Annotated in this window: 2 protein-coding genes; both read right to left on the reverse strand. The window is 62.3% G+C overall.

The window, feature by feature from the left end; genetic code table 11:
* Positions 1-191 precede the first annotated feature (191 nt).
* A complete protein-coding gene (locus tag ACLP2E_RS02130) occupies positions 192-1976 on the reverse strand; it encodes a DUF1302 domain-containing protein (RefSeq protein ID WP_442463874.1) in 1785 nt (594 codons plus the stop codon).
* A 111-nt stretch (positions 1977-2087) separates the two neighbouring features.
* The coding region (locus ACLP2E_RS02135; RefSeq protein WP_442465015.1) for an MFS transporter at positions 2088-3128 on the reverse strand (1041 nt) is incomplete at its 5' end.

The raw sequence follows: 3128 nt of genomic DNA on the forward strand, positions 1-3128 counted from the left end.
GGCCGATAGACGCCTGCTCCGGCGCCGGCCGGAAGTTGGACGGGAGACTGAGCCAGGGCCGCGCCTGCCAGCAAGGTCAGAACGCCCGCGACGGGAAGAATTCGATTCAATTTCATTTCATTGCTCCATCGTTAAACAGAATTCAGCGCCCCGCGCGCAGGACATCCATGGGTGAGGCGCCGCTGGCAGGCTCAGAAACGTATTCCGGCAGAGAAGTTTACGAATTGACGGTCGGACGTATTGTCGTAAGTTGCGACCTGCAGCGCCGGCGCCCACACGATTTCGGCAAAATATTTCGGGCCATATTCCGCCCTGAGCCTGAGCGGCAACACGACGCGGCCCTGATTGAAGACGCCGTCATAGGACCAGCCGCTGAGGTCCTGGATCAGTCCGATCCCCGGGATCAAGCTCAGGCCCGACGTCATGACATTGTCATAACGGAGCTCGGCCGTCAGGCGATAGCCCGTGGCGTTCGACGTGACATAACCCGCCTCGGTGCACTGGATCGCGTTGCCGGTGCACTTGAAGCCCGCGACGGGACCTTGCCCGAACACTTCCGAGCGGCCGAAGCGCAAGCCCGGCGGCAGATCGTAAACCTGCTTCAGGCCGAATTCTGCGCCGAGGGTCAGCGTCGATGCGTTCAGCACCGATGGCACGACCTGACGAACGCCCAGAACAAGATTGCCGACTTCAAGACGATCATAGCCCTCGAGAACGCCGCCGAGAGGCAATGTATTGTAAATGGCGCGCAAAGGAGTCGGATATTGCGGCCCTGCGACCGCATAAACGAGGTCAGCGGCGTTGTAGTTGACGGGCTTGTTCGGGCTGTAGGCATATTCGCCGTAAAGCGTCGTGTTCTGGATTTTCGTGGTGAAGTTGAGCGTGGCAGAGTCGACGGCGCCGAGGTAAGCTACATTGTAAGCGGAGTTGAGACCGCCGGGATCGCCCGGAATAAAAGCCGTCGGCCCAGTGCGCAAGGTCTTGATCGTGCTGCCGACGGGGGTGGGCTGATCCACGTGAGCGTAATAGAGCCCGAACTTGGTCAGCAGCGGGTCGGCCTGATACGTGCCACCGGCGCCAAAATTCGCGTCACTGGGATTCGACGCCGCTTTGCGGTCGAGCGCGAAATTGTCGGCATAGGACGTCGGATCGGCCAGCGTCGGGGCGAAATAGACATTGTTGCAACCGGGCGCGGCCCAGTCGGCATAGGAGAAGAACGTGCCGCAGCCTGCCAAAACGCTTTTCGGCCCCTGGAACAGGAAGAAGCTCTCGAGCGTGGCCTTGTCCTGCAGGAAGCCCAGCCGAGTGAACACGCCGGGCGTCGGGATCGTCACTTCGGCGCCTTGTGCGCCGGGCCGGACCACCGCGGAATAATCGACGGCGTTGACGGCGTAGAACAAGCCGCCGGGGATGGCGGTCGACAAGCCCCACGGGATATTGATCTCGCCGATACGGCCTTCGAAGCTCACGCCGTTGTCGAATTTCTGCTTGTCATAAGCGTAGGCCTGCTGAAGCGCGGCGCCGAAAGGTCTCTCGCGCGAATCGTAACCCGTCTGGCCGAGCGGCGTCCCCGCGGCGTATCCATTGGGATAGTTGCCCCACCCGACGTCCTGATAGGCTTGGGTGAAGTCGCCCCAAACCTTGGCGGTCACGAAGACGCCAAAATTCCCGTTATGCGCGTCGACCGTGGCGTAGGCCTTGGCGACGCTCGAAACGGCCTGGCCCTGCCCATAGTTCAGGTTGCCGTCGTCCTGGTTCGAGCCGCTGGTCGCCGTCGCGGGAACACCCATCTTCTTGCCGTTCGGCGCGAAAATCAGCGCCGGATCGCGCGGGGTCGTCCTGATTTCGGAGCCCGCGGTCGCGGCGCCCGAAGTGGTGAAGTCCCAGTCGCCGATCTTGAATTCTTCCGCGCGCGTTTGCGGGACCGTCAGCAGGATGACCGCGCATGCGGCGCCGCCCAGCAGAGCAGCACGCAAATTTGCTGCTACCCAATCATGTTGAATTCCCCGATTTTTCATTTTTCTGCCCTGATTCATTTTCTGTTTATTCTTGGCTTCCGCCGGCTTCGTGTCCATTCATTTCGTCGCTCAATGTCCGGCGACGGCTTCGGCGAAATTTCTCTCGCCTATAGGCGACAATCCGCTCTGCACCATTGATTGCGCCGCGATCAGTTCGCGAACGTGTTTCACGTCTTCTTCGTAAGTTCTCACGGCCAAAAGGAACATGACGGCCGCAATGATGGAAAACAGCGGCATGAAAACCATCGTGCTCTCCAGACCCCAGTGGTCGGACGCCACGCCGGCGATGAGCGGACCTGCGGCGAGGCCGAACAGGTTCTGGAACAATGACAGCACCGACGCCCCGGTTGCGCGCACCGAAGGATGCATCACATTGAGAACGACGGCGGAGACCGGGCCCACCGTGCAGGCAGCCAGGAAAGCGCCCAGCACGATCAGGACGAGCTGCGAGGAGGCGGTCGTCGTGTAGCCCCAGTGCGGCGCTGCGAAGGCGAACATGAGCGTCGCCATCGAGGCAATGATGATCGCCGACATCACGTAAAGCTTATAGCTCAAGGCGCGCCGGCCGGCGCGGTCCGCGACATGGCCTAGGATCACGCTGCCGAAAGCGCCGGCGAGGACGACCAAAGCCGCCTTGGTCCCAGCCTGATCGGCCGGCATGCCGTAGGTCCGGTTCAAATAGCTCGGAAGCCAGGCCCAGAGCGTGGAGACGACGACAAGCTGCGCGGCGCCGCCGAGGCAAACCCACAACATGGTTTTCGGCCGGAAAATGGAGCGCGCGATCTGTTTGGCGGTCGCAACCGCGTCGCGGCGCGCCGACCCTTCATGGGCGACGAGATCGACTGTCCGGTAGTCCTTGACGAACAAGTACAGAAGCGCAAGCGCAAGGCCGGGAATGCCGACGAGGCCGAACGCCGCCTGCCAGCCCCAGTGGGCTGCGATGATCCCGCCGAGCACGACGCCGAATACCGATCCGACCGAGGCCGAAGCGAAGAAGCCGCCGAGCAGCGAGGCGTGCATGGGCCGCGGGAAATGGCCCGCGATCACTGCCGCGCCGACAGAGCCGTAGCCGGCCTCGCCGAATCCGACCAGACCGCGCGCTGCGAACAG

Origin of the sequence: Rhodoblastus sp., assembly GCF_052145335.1 — a bacterium.
Taxonomy (GTDB): domain Bacteria; phylum Pseudomonadota; class Alphaproteobacteria; order Rhizobiales; family Beijerinckiaceae; genus Rhodoblastus.